Origin of the sequence: Lentzea guizhouensis, from assembly GCF_001701025.1 — a bacterium.
Taxonomy (GTDB): Bacteria; Actinomycetota; Actinomycetes; order Mycobacteriales; family Pseudonocardiaceae; genus Lentzea; species Lentzea guizhouensis.
This window is the reverse complement of sequence record NZ_CP016793.1, coordinates 4,771,650-4,789,567: the sequence shown is the minus strand read 5'-3', so window position 1 is coordinate 4,789,567 and position 17,918 is coordinate 4,771,650. Positions and strand designations below refer to the sequence as shown.

Here is a 17,918-nt window from a genome sequence, read left to right as displayed (position 1 = left end):
GGTGGGGATCAACGACCGGGAAAGTCCGCTCCGAACAGCCGCAACACCGCTGTCGCCTTGACCGCCGTCTCCTCGAATTCCGCGTCCGGCTCGGACAGCGAGATGACTGCTCCGCCGACGCCGAAACTGACCTGGTCGCCGTTGCGGACCAGCGTTCGGATGACGATGCTGAAGTCGGCGGCGCCGTTGAGCGAGAAGTAACCGAGCGCTCCCGAGTACACCCCGCGTGGACCAGCTTCCACGCCGTCGAGGATCTGCATGGTCCGGATCTTCGGGGCTCCGGTCATCGAACCGCCGGGAAACGCCGCTCGAACGCATCGGACAGCAGAACTGTCCGGTCGAAGTCGCGCCCGCACGGTGCTCACCAATTGGTGGACGGTCGAGTACGTCTCGACGTCGAACAACCGCGTCACCTCGACGGAACCGACTTCCGCGCAGGTGCCGAGATCGTTGCGGACGAGGTCCACGATCATCAGGTTCTCGGCGCGGTCCTTGACCGATCGGGCCAACGTTGTGCGCAACATCTCGTCTTCGGCGGCATCTCGCCCGCGGGGCCGGGTGCCCTTGATCGGCGATGACTCGACGACGCCGTTCCGGTCAACCCGGATAAATCGTTCGGGTGACGCGCTGAGCACGGACAGTTCACCGAAACGCAGCAACGCGCCGAACGGAACGGGATTTGCGGCGCGGAGGAGCCGATAAGTCTCCCACGGGTCGACCGCCGCCTGCCAGGACATCATGTTCGTCAGGCAGACCTCGTAGGTCTCGCCCGCGGTGATCGCTTCCTGGCATGCGCTGATCAGCTTCAGGTAGTGCGTGCGGCGGTGGCGCAGTTGCACGGACGACACAACGGGCGGCACAGCGGGCGGTAGCGGCCGCAGTGCGACCAGAACGACCGAAACTCGCTCGAACCAGTCGTCATCGGTCAACGAGAGCAAATAGACCGAGTTGTCCTGATGATCGATCACCACTGCCCGGTCGGCGAACACGAACGACGCGTCCGGTTGTTCCGCGCGATGGGCGAAGTCGCCGCCGCACTCCGATTTCAGCTCGTAACCGAGGTAGCCGACCCATCCCAGCGCGAAGTCGAACGGCACGTCGGGCTGCTCGACGCCCCACCGCGCGATGTCGTCGTCCAGCCAGGCGAAGAACGACGGGCAGTCCTGCGCCACGCCGTCGACGACCAGCTCCTGGCCGGGCACGGAGTACCGGGCCACGCGCGCCAGCGGCCCCGAGGCGTCCCCCAGGAACGAGAACCGGCCCCCTGAACCGCTGTCCAGCCAGAACGCCGTCTCAGACGCCCCGTGGAGGGCCGCGAACGCCTCTTCCGCGTCGACGGCCAGCTCAAGGCGCCGGACGTGCACAGGACGCTTCTGAGCCTCTTTACGAACCACCAGCGGTTCGGGCGTCGCGGCGGACCGCGTGGGCGTCAAGGCGGCGAAGTTCGCCAGCACCTCGCGCCCGTGGTCCGTGCAGATCGACTCGGGGTGGAACTGCACACCCCACGCGGGACGGTCGAGAGCGCGCACACCCATCAGCACGCCGTCATCGCTCCACGCGATGGCCTCCAGGGAGGGAGGCAGGTCCGTGACCGCCAACGAGTGGTAGCGGACCACGTCGAAAGGCGACGGCAGGCCCGCGAACACGTCGACGCCCGTGTGCGTCACCGGCGAAACGATGCCGTGGCGCGGCACCGGCGCAGGACCGACCGTCGCGCCGTGGGACAGGCACAGCCCCTGATGTCCGAGGCACACGCCCAGCAACGGGATCTCGGCGTGCTCGACCACCGCGCGGCAGACGCCGAAGTCCGCCGGGTTGCCGGGCCGGCCGGGGCCGGGCGAGATCACCACGTTGTCGAACGAGCGCAACGAGGCAAGCCGAAAACGCGGGTCGTCGTTGTGGACGACCACGGGTGCGACACCGTTCACCTCAGCGAGGTGCTGGAAGAGGTTGAACGTGAACGAGTCGTAGTTGTCGATGAGCAGAGTCCGCATTGCGGACGGCACTCTACCTGCCGAAACACCCGATCGGACGTACGAGAGGGAGCGGCCACGGATCGTGACCGCTCCCTGAACAACGTGTCAGCCCCCGATGAGGACGAACTTCGGGTCGACGGCCATCTTGCCGAGCTCCGACGCCAGGAACGGGTTGCCGTCCAGCGGCGGGTAGCCGCCGCCGTCGTAGCTCGCGCTCTGGGCGACGTTCACGACCCAGCCGTTCGGGTGCTTGAACGACATCCAGTCCATGACGCGGCCCTGCTCCTGGCTGGACGCGTCACCGACCTTCAACCCGTCGACGTCGCGCACCTTGCACGTCGCCTTGGACATGCCCCAGAACTGCCTGGCCAGCGCACACGGTTCGGAGGCGTCCTCCGGGTTGGGCGTGGACACCTCGATCGTCAGCTTGCCGACCTTGCCGTTCTTGCGGACCGGCACGTACGCCGTGTACTCCCAGAGCTCGGGCTGCTCGCCCTTGTCCGACGCGATCTGCGCCTGGGTCCACTGCATGTCGCCGTTCGAGTAGCCCTGGCTCTGGAACTTCAGCGCCGGGGTCTCATAGCCGTGGCTCTGGGCGGACGCCTTGATCGACTCCAGCAGCTGCACGCCGCGAGCGGCCTGCGGGCCCTGGCGAGCGGTGCGGTCGGTCTGCCCGGCCGGCCACCGGTCACCCCACTCGGTGAGCGGTTCACCCGGCTTGGAGCTGCTGCTCTGCCCGGCTCCGACCAGGTACTCGCCGGTGCCCTTCGGGTTCAGCGCGAACGCCGATCCCAGCCCGACACCCACCACGAGCACCGCGACCACAGCGCCGACCAGCGAAGACCGCCTTTTGGACCGGGCCTTGCGCGCGACGTCGAGCGCTCGGTTCGGGTCCATGGCCGGCGGGGGGCTGCTGGTCACCACCACGTCCTGGAACGCCCTCTTGAGGTCCTGTTCGTTCATCGAACCCTCTCCTGCTGTGAGAGCAGGCCGCGCAGCGTCTGCAGCCCCCGCGCGGCCTGGCTCTTTACCGTTCCTTCCGAACACTTGAGGACGACGGCCGTCTGCTGGACGGACATGTCCTCCCAGTACCGCAGGACGAGGCACGCACGCTGCTTCGGAGGCACCTTCGCCAGCGCCTCCAGCAACACCATCCGTTCCTCCGGGTAGAGCCCTGGCGGAGCAGCCGAGTCGGTGAGGTCGTCGCTCACCGACTCGAACCGGAACCACCCGCGCCGCCGCTCGGACAGGAACGTCCGCACCAGGACCTGCCTGGTGTAGGCGTCCAGCGCCTCGTGCCGCTCGACCCGCCGCCACGCCAGGTACAGCTTCGTGAAGGCGGTCTGCACGAGGTCTTCCGCGCGATGCCAGTCGCCGCACAGCAGGTATGCCGTGCCGCGCATGGCGTCGGAACGGGCCGCGAAGTACTCCTGGAACGCGGCGTCCCGGTCACTCATCAGGTCTCCCCCTGTCTGCGGTACCGGGTTACTCACGCCACCGGGAGCCTGGCGGGTTGCACGGAGTTCGCGAAACGCATACTGATGTCGTGATTTTCCTTTTGCTCCTCGGCGTCCCCACCGGGCTGGGGCATCTGTACCTGTGGCGCCGCCTGGTCGTGGACACGACACGACCGCGCACGCTCGGGCGTCGCATCGGCACGCTGGCCATCATCGGTGCGTTCCTGGTGCTGATGAGCGCCCTGGTCGTCACGCGCCGGGTGCCGCCGGAGTACGGGAAGTTCTTCGCCTGGCCGGGCTTCATCTGGCTCGCGGTGCTGTTCTACCTGGCCATCGCGCTGGGCGTAGCGGAGATCCCCCGCCGGATCCTGCTGCGCAAGGCCAGCGCCGCACCCGTGCCCGTCGGCGCGGGCGCGGAGGCGGCCGAACCGGTCGAGGTCGTGCCGGACCCCGGCCGCCGCCTGTTCATCGCGCGCTCGGTCGCGATCGGTTCCGGCATCGCGGCGGGCGGCGTGGTCGGCTACGGCATGACCGAGGCGCTGGGCGACCCGCACCTGCTGAACGTCCCGGTGACGCTGGACAAGCTCCAGCCCTCGCTGTCCGGTTTCCGGATCGCCGTGGTGAGCGACATCCACCTCGGCCCGCTGCTCGGGCGCTCGCACACCGAGCGGATCGTGCGGATGATCAACGAGCAGGAGGCCGACCTGGTCGCGATCGTCGGCGACCTGGTCGACGGCACCGTCGCCGAGCTGGGTGAGGCGGCGGCGCCGTTGCGGGACCTGGTGTCGCGGCACGGCAGCTTCTTCGTGACCGGCAACCACGAGTACTTCTCCGGCCACGAGCAGTGGATCGCGGAGCTCGACCGGCTGGGCGTGAACCCGTTGCGCAACGAGGGGTTGACGGTGGCCGGCGGGATCGAGCTCGTCGGCGTGAACGACGTCACCGGCAAGTCCTACGGCGACGGCCCCGACTTCGGCCGGGCGATGGACGGACGGGACCGCAGCAAGCCCGTCGTCCTGTTGTCACACCAGCCCGTGCAGGTCAGCGACGCCTCTTCACACGGCGTCGACCTCCAGTTGTCCGGTCATACACACGGTGGCCAGATGGTGCCGTTCAACTTGTTCGTGCCGCTGCAGCAACCCAGCACCGCGGGGTTGTCGAAGGTGGACAACACGTGGCTCTACACCAGTCGTGGCGCGGGTTTCTGGGGGCCGCCGGTGCGCGTGGGCGCGCCTCCGGACATCACGATGGTCGAGCTGAGGTCTGCCGGGTAAGTCACACTCACCGGTTCGGGATTGCGCACTTGCGGTGTCGAGGCCGTAGAGTGGACGGCCGTGCCCGCGTGCGGAACGCGAGGCGGATGAAGGGGGACCCCTGGGGAAATGACCGAGAGCTTCGCCGTTGACCGGCGCAACGAGGCAGAGGCTCGTATTCGGCGTTTCCTGGACCAGGAGAACCCGTCGACACCGTGTCTGGTGATCGACCTCGAGACGATTCGCGCGCGCTACCAGGCGATCCAGGCCGCGATGCCGTCCGTCGACATCTTCTACGCCGTCAAGTCGAACCCCGAGGCGGACGTCGTCGCGACCCTGGTCTCGCAGGGTGCGCGGTTCGACGTCGCCTCCCCCGCGGAGATCGACCTGTGCCTGGCACGCGGCGCCGAGCCGTCGTCGATCTCCTACAGCAACCCCATCAAGAAGGCCGCGGACATCGCGTACGCGTACTCGCGCGGCGTGCGACTGTTCGTGTCGGACAGCGAACAGGACGTGCGGTTCGTCGCCGAGCACGCACCCGGTTCGTCCGTGCTGATGCGCATTCTCGTCCACGGCAAGGGCTCCACGTACCCGTTCGGCAACAAGTTCGGTTGCGATCCGGAGATGGCGACGGATCTCTTGCGGCTGGCGCACCAGTCGGGGCTCGTTCCTTTGGGCGTTGCTTTCCACGCGGGCTCGCAACAGCTCTCCGTGGCCGGCTGGGACGCCGGGATCGCCGACGCCGCTCTGATCGCGTCAAAACTGCGTGCGGAAGGCATCGAGACCACCACGGTGAACTTGGGTGGCGGCCTCCCCGCGGTGTATCAAGAAGACACGCCCACGCTGGAGGCTTTCGCCTCTGCCATCGAGGCTTCGGTCGCACGACACTTCGGTGCCGTGCGACCACGGGTGATGATCGAGCCGGGCCGCGCGATCTCCGCGGAGGCCGGGATGATCCGCTCGTCCGTCGTGCTGGTGTCGCGCAAGTCCTATTCGGACGAACGCAGGTGGGTGTACCTCGACATCGGCCGCTACCAGGGTCTCGCCGAGACCGAGGGCGAGGCGATCGCCTACCGGCTGCGCACCTCGCGCGACGGTTCTCCGACGGGTCCGATCGTGCTGGCGGGCCCGACGTGCGACGCGGACGACGTGATCTACCAGCACACCCGCTACGACCTGCCGCTCGACCTGAGGGCGGGCGACCACGTGGACGTCCTCCACGCCGGCGCCTACACCTCCTCCTATTCGTCCGTGTGCTTCAACGGCTTCCCGCCGCTGGCCACGTACTGCATCTGAGTCGTCGCAATTCACATAGTTTGGAGTGATTGATGTCCGAAGCGCCCTGTCAGACCGAGGAGACCGTCGGTTTGTTCGCGGGACAGCACGTACTTGCAGAGCTTTCGGGTGTGAGTGCCGATCTGCTCGATGACGAGCAGTTCCTGAAGCACGCCCTCGGTGAGGTTCTCACGCAGGCCGACGCAACCGTCCTGGAGGTGATCTCCAAGAAGTTCGATCCCCAAGGAGTCACCGTGCTCGCCCTGCTGTCGGAGTCGCACGCGTCGATCCACACCTATCCCGAAGTGGGCTCGGTGTTCGTCGACGTGTTCACCTGCGGTACACGCGCAAAACCCGCACTCGCCGTCCAGCTACTCGCTGACGCCCTGGGCGCCGCTCACGTGAGCACGGATCTCGTCACTCGTGGCATCAAGGAGCACGCCGCGTGAACACGATCAACGAACCGCTCGCCGACGGCATGACCCGCCACTGGCGCGTGGACGAGGTGGTGGTCGACACCAAGACCGACTTCCAGCACCTCGTGATCGCCCGGACGGCCCAGGGGTTGTCGCTCTTCTGCGACAACGACCGCCAGTCGACGGAGCTCAGCCAGCTGACCTACCACGAGGCCCTGATGGTGCCGGCGCTGCTGCTGGCCGACACCGTCGAGCGCGTGCTGGTCATCGGCTCCTCCGAGGGCGTCGTGTGCCAGATGGCCGTGCAGCACGGAGCGTCGGTCGTCGACCACATCGACATCGACGAGCAGGCGGTGAAGCTGTGCGCGGAGCACCTCCCGTACGGCTACACGCCGTCCGAGCTGGCTGCCGCGGAGAAGGGTGAAGGCCCGGTCCGCGTGCAGTACATCGACGGGTTCGAGTACATCCGCACGACGTCGGAGAAGTACGACATCGTGCTGGTGGACCTGCCCGACGAGCGCGAGGAGGAGGCGCAGCACAACCGCCTGTACGGCGCGGACTTCCTGCGCATGTGCAAGGCCCTGCTGCGCCCCGGCGGCGTCGTCGTCAACCAGTCCGGCTGCCAGACGATGTGGCGCAACACCACGCTGATCCGCTCGTGGCAGCGGTTCAACGAGGTGTTCGACACGGTCGCCTACTACGGCTCGGACGAGCACGAGTGGGCGTACCTGTTCGGCCGCGCGGACGTGGTCGAGGACCCGACGGCGTTGATGGTGGAGCGGTTGGCCACGGCCGGGTACCGGCCGGAGTCGATCGACGACCTGGCGTTGCTGGGCAACAGCATTCCGCCGTACCGGGTGCGGCAGTCGCTGGCCTGAGGTTCGTGGTGAGAGGGGCGCTTCCCGTTCGTCGGGAGGCGCCCCTTTCGCTGTGCGGGGCGCGGTCGGGCGGTGGGGCGGCTGGCCCGGTGAGCGGCGGGCAGCCGCACGCGGCCGAGGAGGGCGCGCGGATGTCGGCGGCCGAAGCAGCGAGCGGCTGCGGGCGGGGTGCGCGGGTGGCGATCGCCGCCTGAGCGGTCTCACGCGATGGGACCGGCCGGCCCGCGAGAACGTGCGAGCCGGCCGGTACCGGCGTCAGCTCAGCGACTGCTTCAGGAAGTCCACCTGGAGCAGCAACAGGTTCTCGGCCACCTGCTCCTGCGGCGTCATGTGCGTGACGCCCGAGAGCGGCAGGACGGTGTGCGGCCTGCCCGCCGCCAGCAGCGCGCTGGACAGGCGGAGGGTGTGGGCCGCCACCACGTTGTCGTCGGCCAGGCCGTGGATGATCATCAGCGGGCGGGAGAGCTTGTCCGCGTCGGCGATGAGGGAGTTCGAGTCGTAGACCTCGGGCTTGTCGTCGGGGTGGCCGAGGTAGCGCTCGGTGTAGTGGGTGTCGTAGAGGCGCCAGTCGGTGACCGGGGCGCCGGCGATGCCCGCGTGGAAGACGTCCGGGCGGCGCAGGACGGCCAGAGCGGCGAGGTAGCCGCCGTAGGACCAGCCGCGGATGGCCACGCGGGTGAGGTCGAGGTCGGGTTCCAGGGCTGCGGCGGCCTGCAGGGCGTCGACCTGGTCTTCGAGGGTGGCGCCGGCGAAGTCGAACGCGATCGAGCGCTCCCAGGCGAGGCCTCGGCCGGGGGTGCCGCGGCCGTCGGCGACGAGGACCGCGAAGCCCTGGTCGGCGAGCCACTGGGAGGCGAGGAAGGCGTTCTGGGCGGAGAGGACGCGCTGGGCGTGCGGGCCGCCGTAGGGGTCCATCAGCACCGGGAGCTTGGTGCCGGGGACGTGGCCGGTGGGCAGGAGCAGGGCGGCGCGCAGGTTGCGTTCGCCGAGGGTCAGCAGGCGCGGGGACGCCTTGATGACCGGAGTCTCGGCCCACGACTCGATCTCGTGCGAGCCGACCGTGGCCTTCGAGCCGTACCAGTCCAAAGAGGACGAGACGTGCACAACCGTGTCACCACCCCGGATCGCGGAGTGCACACCGTCGCCAGTGGACAGTTGCTCGACGGAGCTGCCGACCGAGTAGACGTGCACCTGGGCCGGGTCGTCGGCGGAGGCGGCGACCAGGATCGAGTCGTCGGCGATGTCGAGGATCCGGCGGACCTGCAGGCCCTCGGTCAGGACGTCGTCGCCGACCTGCAGCGCGTACTCGTCGCCGGAGTGCACGATCCGGACCAGGCGGCCGTCGGAGGTCCACGCCGGGGCGCCGTCGGTGACCTCCACCCACACCGGGTCGGTCTCGACGGCGAGCTCGGACACCGCGCCGGTCTCCGGGGCCAGGGTGTGGATCGTGCGGGTGCGCTGGTCGCGGGTCTGGGTGGTGATCAGCGGCGCGCCGCCGGACGACCAGTGCACGTCGTTGAGGTAGTCGAACTCCAGCAGCACCGGGACGAACGTGCCGTCCAGCGACACCACGTGCAGCGACACGGTGGCGTTGTCCGTGCCCGCGGCCGGGTAGGCGATCTCGGTGGCCGGCGTGGCGGGGTTCGCGGGGTCGGCGATGTACCAGCGGCGCACCGGGGCGTTGTCGACGCGCGCGGCGATGAGGCGGGTGCCGTTCGGCTCCCACCAGTAGCCGCGGTAGCGCGACATCTCCTCGGCGGCGATGAACTCGGCCAGGCCGAACGTCACGTCCTCGCCGTCGGGCTGGGCCACGGCGAAGTCCTCGCCGGAGCCGAGCTCGACCACGCGCAGGGTCCCGCGCGTCACGTACGCGACGCGCTGCCCCGTCGGGTCGACGCGCGGGTCGACGACGCCGCCGCCGGTCGGCAGCTCGCGCACCTCGCCGGTCGCCAGGTCGGCCACGAACAGGCGGCCGGACAGGGCGAACGAGGCGATGTTCGCGTCCTTGGACAGGGCGTAGCCGACGATGCCCGCGCCGGACTCACGCGTGCGCTCGCGGCGGGCCTTCTCCTCCGCCGGCAGGTCCTCCGGATCGGTCAGCAGCTGGGCCGGGTCGGCCAGCAGCCGTTCGGCGCCGGTGGCCGTGTTCAGCTCCCACAACCCGTTCGCACGGCTCGTGGCCGTCGCCGGGCGCAGGAAGAACACGCGGGACCCGTCCGGCGACACCGCGAAGGTGCGGGGTGCGCCGACGGTGAACCGCTGGGAACGCGCCTGTTGGCGCGGGAAGGAGATGTCGTTGCCCACCCGCCCACACTATCCCGCGCGTGAACGCGGGGGCATGGGAACGAAACCGCTGGTCCGCCGCCACCCACGAGTGCGATCCCGATCGCCGGGACCGCGTCGAACGGCTCGCCGGGCGCCACGACCACCCGAGCCGCCGGAGCGCGTGCCGCGACCGGATCACGAGCACGGTCCCGTCCCACGCCCGAATTTCGATCGGGAGCGCCGAACCCGGCACCCGTTCGGCCACACCTGCGAGCTGACCAGCGACGACCACCCCGCGCCTGCTGCGAACCCGGCGCCGCCGGACGTTCGGGACGGCAACAGGTTCGGTTCGTTTCTGAACCGAGACGCAACCGCGCCCGTATGGCCCGGTAGAGCGAACGACGGACAAGGAGGACATGAGTGTGATCCGACGTAACCGCATTGCCATCGGGCTCGCCGCGGGACTGGCAGTTGTGCTGGGTCTTGGTGTCTGGAGCGCCACGGGTGGTGGCACGAGCTCGAAGCCGGTGGCACAGACCGAAACCGACCTGGGCGTCCTCGGTGACTACGGCGACGTGGGTCAGCCCCCGGTACTCCAGGAGCCCGCTCAGGCGCCCGAGACCCCTGTTCAGCAGCAGGCGCCGGAGACCCCGGCCGCGCAGCAGCCCCCCGCGGCGCAGCCTCCGGCGGCAGCTCCGGTCAGCTCGCTGAAGCTGGTCGGCAAGCCGGTCGACAAGATGGGCCTGGTCGTCCAGGACGGCGACGGCCGCACGATGTACCGCTTCGACAAGGACACCCCGAAGCCGGAAGGCAAGTCCAACTGCAACAACCAGTGCGCGGTCACCTGGCCGCCGCTGCTGTCGGACTCGCTGCCGCAGGTCGAGGGCATCGACCCGAAGCTCGTCTCGCTGATCACGCGTGCTGACGGCAAGAAGCAGGTCGCGATCGACGGCTGGGCGCTCTACGCCTACTCGCAGGACCCGAAGCCGGGTGCCTGGAAGGGTCAGGGCGTGGGCGGTACCTGGTTCGTGATCCAGCCCGACGGCAAGCGCAACGTCGAGTGCCTTCCCCCCGGTGTGACGGCCCCCGCGGCGTGAGGAACTCTCCCCTGCATCGACCATCCCGTTAGGACGGTCCAACTGACACACACAACACCCTGACACGGTGAGACCCCGGCCCTGGGGAAGGGGCCGGGGTTCCCGTCGTTCCGCTCCCGACTGGAACAGGAGCCCGCCTGGGCGTCAGCCAGGCGGGCTCCTGCGCGTTCCGGGTGGCTTCTCGGCGTCAGAGCGTGGAGTACAGCGGGTGCTTGGCCGCCAGCACCTCGACGCGCGCGCGGAGCTCGTCGATCGCGGCACCCGGCTTGAGGGCCTCGGCGATCACGTCGGCGACCTCGGTGAAGTCCACCTCGCCGAACCCGCGGGTGGCGAGTGCCGGGGTGCCGATGCGCAGGCCGGAGGTGACCATCGGCGGGCGCGGGTCGTTCGGGACGGCGTTGCGGTTGACGGTGATGCCGATCTGGTGCAGGACGTCCTCGGCCTGCTTGCCGTCCAGCTCGGAGTTCACCAGGTCGACCAGGACCAGGTGCACGTCCGTGCCGCCGGTGAGGACCTTCACGCCCGCCTCGGCGACGTCCGCCTGCGAGAGGCGGTCGGCGAGGATGCGGGCACCTTCCAGGGTGCGGCGCTGGCGGTCGGCGAACTCCGGGGAGGCGGCGTGCTTGAAGGCGACGGCCTTGGCGGCGATCACGTGCTCCAGCGGGCCGCCCTGCTGGCCGGGGAAGACCGCCGAGTTGATCTTCTTGGCGATGTCCGCCTCGTTCGAGAGGATCACGCCGCCGCGGGGGCCGCCGAGGGTCTTGTGCGTCGTGGTGGTGGTCACGTGGGCGTGCGGGACCGGCGACGGGTGCAGGCCCGCGGCGACGAGGCCGGCGAAGTGCGCCATGTCGACCATCAGGTAGGCCTCGACCGAGTCCGCGATGCGGCGGAACTCGGCGAAGTCCAGCTGGCGCGGGTAGGCGGACCAGCCGGCGACGATCAGCTTGGGGCGGTGCTCGGTGGCGAGGCGCTCGACCTCGGCCATGTCGACGCGGCCGTCACCGTCGGAGACGTGGTACGGCACGACGTTGTAGAGCTTGCCGGAGAAGTTGATGCGCATGCCGTGGGTCAGGTGACCGCCGTGCGCGAGGTCCAGGCCGAGGATCGTGTCGCCGGGCTGCAGCAGCGCGAACATCGCGGCGGCGTTGGCCTGGGCGCCGGAGTGCGGCTGGACGTTGGCGAAACCGGCGCCGAAGAGCGACTTGATGCGCTCGATGGCGAGCTTCTCCACGACGTCGACGTGCTCGCAGCCGCCGTAGTAGCGGCGGCCGGGGTAACCCTCGGCGTACTTGTTGGTGAGCACCGAGCCCTGGGCCTGCAGCACCGAGACGGGCGTGAAGTTCTCCGAGGCGATCATCTCGAGGGTGCCCTGCTGGCGCGCGAGCTCCGCGGCAACGGCCTGCGCGACCTCGGGGTCGTACTCCGCGAGCGAGGCGTTGAAGTGGTCGGACATCTGGAAGAACTCCCTACTTGGCGCGCTTGTAGAACGGAAGTGCGACGACCTCGACCGGCTGCTTCTTGCCGCGGACGTCCACCAGCAGTGGGGTGCCCGGCTCGGCACTGGCCCGGTTCACGTAGGCCATCGCCACCGAGTAACCGAGGGTCGGGGACAGCGCGCCCGACGTCACCTCGCCGACGACCTCGTCGCCGTTCAGCACCGCGTAGCCGTGGCGGGGCGCGCGGCGCTCGGCGGTCTTCAGCCCGACGAGCACGGAGTCCACACCGGACTCGGACACCTTGGTCAGCGCGTCGCGGCCGACGAAGTCGCCCGGCTTGTCGAGCTTCACGACCCGGCCGAGACCGGCGTGGTACGGCGTCAGGGAGGTGGTCAGCTCGTTGCCGTACAACGGCATCCCGGCTTCGAGGCGCAACGTGTCGCGGCAGCCGAGGCCACATGGCTTGAGCTCGTGCGGCTGACCGGCCTCCAGCAACGCGTTCCACACGGCCGGCGCGTCGGCGGGCGCGACGAAGAGCTCGAAGCCCTCCTCGCCGGTGTACCCGGTGCGCGCGAGCAGCGCGTCCACCCCGGCCACCTGCGACGGGTAGGAGGCGTAGTACTTCACCGTCGCCAGGTCGGTGTCCGTCAGCCCGGCCAGGATCTCCACCGACTTCGGGCCCTGGATCGCGATCAACGCGTAGTCCGTGGACCTGTCCGTGACGACCGTGTCGAACCCGGCGGCCCGCTCGACGAGCGCCTCGGCCACCACGGCGGCGTTGGAGGCGTTCGCGACGACCATGAACTCCTCGTCGCCCAGCCGGTAGACGATCAGGTCGTCGACCACGCCGCCGTCGGCCTGGGTGATCATCGTGTAGCGGGCCTTGCCCACCGCGAGCGCGGAGATGTGGCCGACCAGCGCGTGGTCCAGCGCGACGCCGGCCTGCGGACCGGTCAGCACGATCTCACCCATGTGTGTGAGGTCGAACAGGCCCGCGGTGGTGCGCACGGCGTGGTGCTCGGCGAGCTCGCTGGAGTAGCGCAGCGGCATCTTCCAGCCCGCGAAGTCGGTGAACATCGCGCCGAGCGACTCGTGCTCAGCGTTCAGTGGCGTGAGGCGGGACATCAGAACGCTCCTCCAGGGTGCGCCGAAGAGCCGGACCAGGCCGGCTGAGGCAACAGAAGAATGACACGGTCCATCGGAGACTCCTCACCAGAGCGAGCCTCCCCCTCTGTCATGAGCCTGAGAGCTTCGCCGCGCGGAAACGCGACTTGCACCGTGGGCGAGGCTGCTGATGAGCCTGCTTTCCAGAGTTGCCTTCGTCGTGCGGTACTTGTACCTGAGAGATTCCGGGGAGGAGTTGCTCCTTCGGCGCCCACACCGAAGTGGGCTCTCCCGCGCGACATCGACGGCCGTGTTCAGTTGGTTGTCCCAGACGCTAGCAGGCCGAACGTCACAGCGGCACGCCCTGCGCAGTCTTCTCCACCACCTTGCGCTCGGCCCAGAACGACAGGAACGGGATCGTCCCCGCGATCAGCACGAGCGCGGTGCCCTTGATGGACCAGCGCAGCTTCAGCGCCAGGTCGACGGAGAGCACCAGGTAGATGGCGTACAGGAACCCGTGGACCGGGCCGACGACCTTCATCGCCTGGTCCATGCCGGCGGCGTACTTCAGCACCATCGCCACGACCAGGAGCAGCAGGAAGACACCGACCACGTAAGCCATGACCCTGAACCGGGTCAACGCACCCTTCATCTGCCCGCCTCCGCGCTCAACGACCGTCCCGCGCGTTGAGTTCCGCGAGCATGCGGTTGTAGGCCGCGAGCTCCGCGTCTTCCGGGTCGTCGAAGTGCTCGACCGGCGCGGGTTTGACGGCGTCAACGGTAGTCACCGGCTCGGCGGCGGCTGCAACCGGCTCCGGTGCGGGGAGAGCCTCGTCACGGCGCTGCTGCGCCAGCCGGCGGAAGCGCCACACCATGAAGAGGGGGAAGAGGCCGAAGAGCGGCCACTGGAGCACGTACCCGAGGTTCTGGAACGTGCCGCTGGCGGACTCGAAGCGCTGCCACTGCCACCACGCGAGCCCGCAACAGACGATCAGCGCCGCCAGACAGGCGAGCGCGATCAGCACACGCTGGGGAGTAAGGAGGCCGCGCACGACCTCCACACTACTTGGGTTGGGCCTCCGTTCAGGAGGCCACCCGTTCAGGGGTCCACTCGGGTAGGGCCTCCTCGTCAGGAGGCCGGAACCGGTTGGGGGACCGGGGGCTCGCCCCCGGCTGGGGTGTGGGGGCTCGGCCCCCACAAGGCACCGTAGAACGAACTCCCGCGAGCGCGTTCTGCGAGCACACCTCTCCCGTTGATTCGTTCTACGCCACGCCGTCCCGGCGCTGCCTCTGCAGACGTGCGACGCACCAGGCCGCGGCGGAACCGCGGCGAAGGTGCTGGAGAACCGTCATCGGTCCCAGGCGCCTCCCGAGATCGGCAGGAGACAGACCCGCCGCGCGGTAGTCGAGCGCGCGCTGGTCCAACGGGCTGATGCCCGCGTCCCACCACTGCTCGGCCTCGGCGACGTCGCCCACCAGCTGCCAGTAGCTCGCCGCGGCGGCGAGCAGTGCCTCGGGTGCCTCCGGCGCCCGCTTGCGCATCGCGGCCACGTAGGCCGGATCCGCCGAGTCGACCTTGACCAAGCCACGCGGCCCACTCCTGCCTCCCCGCTGCACGGGGATGCCGGGCGCCGAGGGGGGAGCCTCCGCGAGCCACGCGTTCTTGATCCGGTTCACCTCCTGCATCTCTGCGTCATCAGACCGTTCAGCCGCCCACTGCTGCAACAGCTCGTGGACCCCGGAGTCCTCGACCATCCATGCCTCCTCGTCGGTCGGGGATCGGCCATTGCAGCGGAAGGTATTCGGTAGGTCTGACAATCGCCAGACCCTGAATCCCCAGAACACCCGTTACCAGTGCGTGATTGGCCTCATTCCACCCATCCGGCTCAACGCGAACGGCCGAGGATCACCCACCGTCACTAGGCGACGGGGGCCGCCGTGCCGAAGAGGCTCCTGATGAAGGTGATGATCGACTCCGCTCCCTGCCGCAGCCAGCCGAGGACCGTCTGCACGGCGCTCGCCGACTCCTCCGGCTGGGTGATCAGGAGGAACAGCACCAGCGCGACGCCCGCCAGCACTAGCACCTTCTTGAGGTTCACAGGTCCCTCTCCGTCCATGTCGCTCACAGGTGGGGCGGCTGACCGCCCGTGTCACCCGACATGGTCCCCCATTCACCCGTGCGATGAACAAGCACCACGCCAAACACGTCGAGGGATCAGCCGCCCCCGCACGCCTGCACCGGGGCGGACGTCACCCGAATGGAGGCTAAAGAGGTCCCTGTCCAGCGCCGATGTCCTGGGCACGAGGTGAACACGAGATCCCTCGAATCCCACAGCCTGGACCCGAGACTGTTGCACCGGGCCTCACCCGGATGCCGACCACGCCGCATCACGCTCCGTCACAGCGCGATGCCTTAATTAATGTGCACCCGAACGTTCACGCAATTACTCCTGCCCGGTGCAGTTCCACAATTCGGGCTTCCGCCACACCCATGTCGGCAAGCACTTCCCGGGTGTTCATTCCGATCGCCACGGGAGGCGTCGGAACTCCCGCCGGGGTGCGGCCGAACCGGGGGGCCGGCGCCGGGTGCGCCGCACCGGAGACGTCCACGAACGTGGCCCGCTCCTCGTTGTACGGGTGCCGTGCCGCCTCGGCGGGGCTGAGCACCGGCGCCAGGCACGCGTCCGTGTCCCGCGCGAGGTCCGCCCACTCGTCCCGCGTGCGCGTCTTCACCGCCGCCGCGATGTGTTCCCGCAGCTCAGGCCACTTGGCCGGGTCGTTGCGCGACGGTGCGTCCGCCAGGCCCAGCACGCGCACCAGGTCGGCGTAGAACTTCTCCTCCAGCGCGCCGATGGCCACGTACTTCCCGTCGGCGGCCTCGTAGACGTCGTAGAACGGCACCCCGCCGTCGAGCATGTTCTCGCCGCGCCCGCCGGTCCACATGCCCGCGTTCCTCATCCCGTGCAGGAACGTCGTCAGCAACGCGGCCCCGTCGACCATGGCCGCGTCCACGACCTGGCCACGCCCGGAGCGTTCCCTTTCATACAGCGCGGCGAGCACACCGAGGGCCAGCAGCAGCCCTCCCCCGCCGAAGTCGCCGAGCAGGTTGACCGGGAACGACGGCGGCCCGCCGGCGCGGCCGAGCGGCTCCAGCGCACCCGCGACGGCGATGTAGTTGATGTCGTGCCCGGCGCGGTCGGCGAGCGGCCCGTCCTGGCCCCACCCGGTCATGCGCCCGTAGATGAGGCGCGGGTTGCGGGCGAGGCACTGCGCCGGTCCGATGCCGAGCCGTTCGGTGACGCCCGGCCGGAAGCCCTCGACCAGCACGTCCGAGCGTTCGACGAGCTGCAGCACCAGCTCGGCGCCCTCCGGCGTGCGGGTGTCGATCGCGACCGAGCGCCGGTTGCGGCCGAGGAAGTCGCCGGGCACGGCCGGGTGGCTGCCCGGCTTGTGCACCTGGACCACGTCCGCGCCCAGGTCGGCGAGCACCATGCAGCCGAACGGCGCCGGCGCGAGACCCGCGAGCTCGACGACCTTCAGCCCCGCCAGCGGGCCGGTCCCGGAAGGAGGAGTGGTCCCAGGAGGAGTGGTCCCGGAGGGAGTGCTCACAGGGACCTCGCGATGATTTCCTTCATGATCTCGTTCGTCCCGCCGTAGATCCGCTGCACGCGGGCGTCGGTCCAGGCGCGTGCGATCGGGTACTCGTTCATGTAGCCGTAGCCGCCGAAGAGCTGCACGCACTCGTCGACGACCTTGCCCAGCCGGTCGCTGGCCCACCACTTGGCCATCGCCGCGGTCGGCACGTCGAGCTCGGCCTTGAGGTGCTTCTCGATGCACTCGTCGATGAACGCCCTGGTCACGGCTGCCTCGGTGGCGCACTCGGCGAGCTTGAAGCGGGTGTTCTGGAACTTGATCAGCTCCTTGCCGAACGCCGTGCGCTCCCGCACGTACTTCAACGTCACGTCGACCGCGGCCTCGATGCCCGCGATGCAGCAGACGCCGATGATCAACCGTTCCTGCGGCAGCTGCTGCATGAGCTGGATGAAGCCCATGCCCTCCTGGCCGCCCAGCAGGTTCTCCGCGGGCACCCGGACGTCGTCGAAGAACAGCTCGGCGGTGTCCTGGCCCTTCATGCCGACCTTGTCGAGCGTGCGGCCGCGCCGGATGTCGTGCTCGACCACGAGCAGCGAGATGCCCTGAGCACCCTGGGCCGGGTCGGTCTTCGCGACGACGATGACCAGGTCGGCCTGCACGCCGTTGGTGATGAACGTCTTGGAGCCGTTGATGACGTACTCGTCGCCGTCGCGGATCGCCTTGGTGCGGATCGCCTGCAGGTCCGAGCCCGCGCCCGGTTCCGACATCGCGATCGCGCCGACGTACTCGCCGGACGCGAGCTTGGGCAGCCAGCGCAGCTTCTGCTCTTCGGTGCCGTAGGAGTTCAGGTAGTGCGCCACGATCCCGCTGTGCACGCTGTTGCCCCACGAGCTGTCGCCGGCGCGTGCCTGTTCTTCGAGCAGCACGGCCTCGTGCGCGAACGTGCCGCCACCGCCGCCGTACTCCTCGGGGATGCTCAGGCACAGCAACCCGAGCTCACCCGCCTTGGTCCAGAGCTCGCGGTCGACCTGCTTCTGCTCGGCGAAGCGTTCCTGGTTCGGCACGACCTCCTTCTCCATGAACGTGCGCGCGAGCTGGCGCAACTGGTCCAGGTCGCTGTCCATCCACCGCGATCGGCGCTCTCCCATGCGGTCAACGAAACCACCG

Annotated in this window: 17 protein-coding genes and 2 riboswitches; of the genes, 5 read left to right on the top strand and 12 right to left on the bottom strand. The window is 69.2% G+C overall.

Translation table 11 applies throughout. The annotated features are described in order from the left end of the window. Positions 1–8: 8 nt before the first annotated feature. The 3 genes from pabB to BBK82_RS23680 all read right to left on the bottom strand — a co-directional run bounded on the left by pabB (position 9) and on the right by BBK82_RS23680 (position 3,433). Positions 9–1,994: an aminodeoxychorismate synthase component I gene (gene pabB, locus BBK82_RS23690; RefSeq protein ID WP_065916962.1), complete on the bottom strand. Its 1,986-nt coding sequence runs from the start codon at positions 1,992–1,994 to the stop codon at positions 9–11. 87 nt (positions 1,995–2,081) lie between these two features. Then, positions 2,082–2,939 carry a hypothetical protein gene (locus BBK82_RS23685; RefSeq protein ID WP_065916961.1) on the bottom strand — a complete coding sequence of 286 codons (858 nt, stop codon included), beginning with the start codon at positions 2,937–2,939 and terminating at the stop codon, positions 2,082–2,084. Next, the gene (locus BBK82_RS23680) at positions 2,936–3,433 is read right to left on the bottom strand and encodes a SigE family RNA polymerase sigma factor (protein ID WP_065916960.1); all 498 of its coding nucleotides are present in this window, start codon (positions 3,431–3,433) and stop codon (positions 2,936–2,938) included. Before BBK82_RS23680 ends, BBK82_RS23685 begins: the two co-directional genes overlap by 4 nt. 89 nt (positions 3,434–3,522) lie before the next feature. On the opposite strand from BBK82_RS23680, the gene BBK82_RS23675 reads away from it, so the two are divergent. From BBK82_RS23675 to BBK82_RS23660, 4 genes are all read left to right on the top strand, one after another. Then, a complete protein-coding gene (locus BBK82_RS23675; protein ID WP_335618109.1) occupies positions 3,523–4,707 on the top strand; it encodes a metallophosphoesterase in 1,185 nt (394 codons plus the stop codon). Between the two features lie 108 nt (positions 4,708–4,815). Then, entirely contained in the window at positions 4,816–5,982 is a 1,167-nt protein-coding gene (locus BBK82_RS23670) for a type III PLP-dependent enzyme (protein ID WP_065916958.1), read from the top strand. Positions 5,983–6,014: 32 nt separating this feature from the next. Further along, the gene (speD, locus tag BBK82_RS23665) at positions 6,015–6,410 is read left to right on the top strand and encodes an adenosylmethionine decarboxylase (protein WP_065916957.1); all 396 of its coding nucleotides are present in this window, start codon (positions 6,015–6,017) and stop codon (positions 6,408–6,410) included. A 29-nt stretch (positions 6,411–6,439) separates the two neighbouring features. After that, positions 6,440–7,255 (top strand): spermine/spermidine synthase domain-containing protein, encoded by an 816-nt coding sequence (locus BBK82_RS23660; protein WP_065921301.1) that lies wholly within the window; start codon positions 6,440–6,442, stop codon positions 7,253–7,255. A gap of 255 nt (positions 7,256–7,510) precedes the next feature. Here BBK82_RS23660 and BBK82_RS23655 read toward each other — a convergent pair whose 3' ends face one another. Then, on the bottom strand, positions 7,511–9,559 hold the full coding sequence (locus tag BBK82_RS23655; RefSeq protein WP_065916956.1) for a S9 family peptidase: 2,049 nt from the start codon (positions 9,557–9,559) through the stop codon (positions 7,511–7,513). Positions 9,560–10,047: 488 nt separating this feature from the next. On the opposite strand from BBK82_RS23655, the gene BBK82_RS23650 reads away from it, so the two are divergent. Then, positions 10,048–10,617: a COG4315 family predicted lipoprotein gene (locus tag BBK82_RS23650; RefSeq protein WP_237048336.1), complete on the top strand. Its 570-nt coding sequence runs from the start codon at positions 10,048–10,050 to the stop codon at positions 10,615–10,617. A 187-nt stretch (positions 10,618–10,804) separates the two neighbouring features. Here BBK82_RS23650 and glyA read toward each other — a convergent pair whose 3' ends face one another. The 8 genes from glyA to BBK82_RS23610 form a co-directional block, all read right to left on the bottom strand. After that, the gene (gene glyA, locus BBK82_RS23645; protein WP_065916954.1) at positions 10,805–12,070 is read right to left on the bottom strand and encodes a serine hydroxymethyltransferase; all 1,266 of its coding nucleotides are present in this window, start codon (positions 12,068–12,070) and stop codon (positions 10,805–10,807) included. Between the two features lie 13 nt (positions 12,071–12,083). Beyond that, positions 12,084–13,178: a glycine cleavage system aminomethyltransferase GcvT gene (gene gcvT, locus BBK82_RS23640; RefSeq protein ID WP_065916953.1), complete on the bottom strand. Its 1,095-nt coding sequence runs from the start codon at positions 13,176–13,178 to the stop codon at positions 12,084–12,086. Positions 13,179–13,277: 99 nt separating this feature from the next. Next, a riboswitch (glycine riboswitch) is annotated at positions 13,278–13,369 on the bottom strand. A gap of 1 nt (position 13,370) precedes the next feature. Further along, positions 13,371–13,461, bottom strand: a riboswitch (glycine riboswitch). Between the two features lie 45 nt (positions 13,462–13,506). Beyond that, positions 13,507–13,809 carry a DUF3817 domain-containing protein gene (locus tag BBK82_RS23635; protein ID WP_065916952.1) on the bottom strand — a complete coding sequence of 101 codons (303 nt, stop codon included), beginning with the start codon at positions 13,807–13,809 and terminating at the stop codon, positions 13,507–13,509. Between the two features lie 16 nt (positions 13,810–13,825). Beyond that, a complete protein-coding gene (locus BBK82_RS23630; protein ID WP_237048335.1) occupies positions 13,826–14,182 on the bottom strand; it encodes a hypothetical protein in 357 nt (118 codons plus the stop codon). 238 nt (positions 14,183–14,420) lie between these two features. Next, a complete protein-coding gene (locus BBK82_RS23625) occupies positions 14,421–14,912 on the bottom strand; it encodes a hypothetical protein (protein ID WP_065916950.1) in 492 nt (163 codons plus the stop codon). Between the two features lie 164 nt (positions 14,913–15,076). Beyond that, positions 15,077–15,256 carry a hypothetical protein gene (locus BBK82_RS23620; RefSeq protein WP_237048333.1) on the bottom strand — a complete coding sequence of 60 codons (180 nt, stop codon included), beginning with the start codon at positions 15,254–15,256 and terminating at the stop codon, positions 15,077–15,079. A 337-nt stretch (positions 15,257–15,593) separates the two neighbouring features. Beyond that, the gene (locus tag BBK82_RS23615; protein WP_065916949.1) at positions 15,594–16,766 is read right to left on the bottom strand and encodes a CaiB/BaiF CoA transferase family protein; all 1,173 of its coding nucleotides are present in this window, start codon (positions 16,764–16,766) and stop codon (positions 15,594–15,596) included. After that, positions 16,763–17,899, bottom strand: a complete 1,137-nt coding sequence (locus BBK82_RS23610) for an acyl-CoA dehydrogenase family protein (RefSeq protein ID WP_065916948.1) — start codon at positions 17,897–17,899, stop codon at positions 16,763–16,765. The genes BBK82_RS23615 and BBK82_RS23610 overlap by 4 nt, the downstream gene beginning before the upstream one ends. Positions 17,900–17,918 lie beyond the last annotated feature (19 nt).

Bases quoted from the DNA above. Each gene is read 5' to 3' on its own strand.
- BBK82_RS23685 (WP_065916961.1), bottom strand. From the start codon at position 2,939: ATGAACGAACAGGACCTCAAGAGGGCGTTCCAGGACGTGGTGGTGACC.
- BBK82_RS23635 (WP_065916952.1), bottom strand. From the start codon at position 13,809: ATGAAGGGTGCGTTGACCCGGTTCAGGGTCATGGCTTACGTGGTCGGT.
- gcvT (WP_065916953.1), bottom strand. From the start codon at position 13,178: ATGTCCCGCCTCACGCCACTGAACGCTGAGCACGAGTCGCTCGGCGCG.
- pabB (WP_065916962.1), bottom strand. From the start codon at position 1,994: ATGCGGACTCTGCTCATCGACAACTACGACTCGTTCACGTTCAACCTC.
- BBK82_RS23660 (WP_065921301.1), top strand. From the start codon at position 6,440: ATGACCCGCCACTGGCGCGTGGACGAGGTGGTGGTCGACACCAAGACC.
- speD (WP_065916957.1), top strand. From the start codon at position 6,015: ATGTCCGAAGCGCCCTGTCAGACCGAGGAGACCGTCGGTTTGTTCGCG.
- glyA (WP_065916954.1), bottom strand. From the start codon at position 12,070: ATGTCCGACCACTTCAACGCCTCGCTCGCGGAGTACGACCCCGAGGTC.
- BBK82_RS23680 (WP_065916960.1), bottom strand. From the start codon at position 3,433: ATGAGTGACCGGGACGCCGCGTTCCAGGAGTACTTCGCGGCCCGTTCC.
- BBK82_RS23670 (WP_065916958.1), top strand. From the start codon at position 4,816: ATGACCGAGAGCTTCGCCGTTGACCGGCGCAACGAGGCAGAGGCTCGT.
- BBK82_RS23625 (WP_065916950.1), bottom strand. From the start codon at position 14,912: ATGGTCGAGGACTCCGGGGTCCACGAGCTGTTGCAGCAGTGGGCGGCT.
- BBK82_RS23610 (WP_065916948.1), bottom strand. From the start codon at position 17,899: ATGGGAGAGCGCCGATCGCGGTGGATGGACAGCGACCTGGACCAGTTG.